The sequence below is a fragment of the Candidatus Symbiopectobacterium sp. NZEC135 genome (genome assembly GCF_025962695.1).
Window position 1 is genome coordinate 1 of the sequence record NZ_JAGFPF010001390.1, and the last position, 564, is coordinate 564.

The 564-nt window shown below is 55.0% G+C and carries 1 protein-coding gene; it reads left to right on the forward strand.

Going from position 1 to position 564, the window contains the following annotated elements:
• Positions 1 to 564 (forward strand): aldehyde dehydrogenase family protein (locus J5224_RS34430; RefSeq protein WP_264629320.1); only part of this gene is annotated, 564 nt, incomplete at both ends.

Consider the following 564-nt stretch of genomic DNA (forward strand, 5'->3'; position numbering starts at 1 on the left):
AGCTTGTCCCCCATTACTTTGATTCGAATGAACTTGTCGTGGTGTTGGGCGATGCGGCCGTGGGCCAGGCGTTTAGCCAATTACCGTTCGATCATCTGGTCTTTACCGGCAGCACGGCGGTTGGTCGTCACGTCATGCGGGCGGCGGCTGAAAATCTGGTGCCCGTCACGCTGGAACTGGGTGGAAAATCCCCGGTGGTGCTGGATACTGACGCAGAAATCAGCATCGCGGCCGAACGGATACTGACGATAAAGACGTTCAATGCCGGACAAATCTGCATCTCCCCGGATTATGTCCTGTTGCCTGAATCGTCCGAAGCGGGCTTTGTCGACGCGGCAAAACGTTTTATGCGTGCGAGCTATCCAACGCTTCAGCACAATGTGGATTACACCGCTATCATTAACGACAGACACTATCAACGATTGATCATGCTGCTGGACGATGCCGCCCGCAAAGGGGCTGACATCATCAGTCTCGCTCCCGACAACGAACCTGATGTCGATCCGCACAGCAGAAAGATCGCGCCACACCTCATTCTTGGCGTCACGCAGGACATGTTGGTGA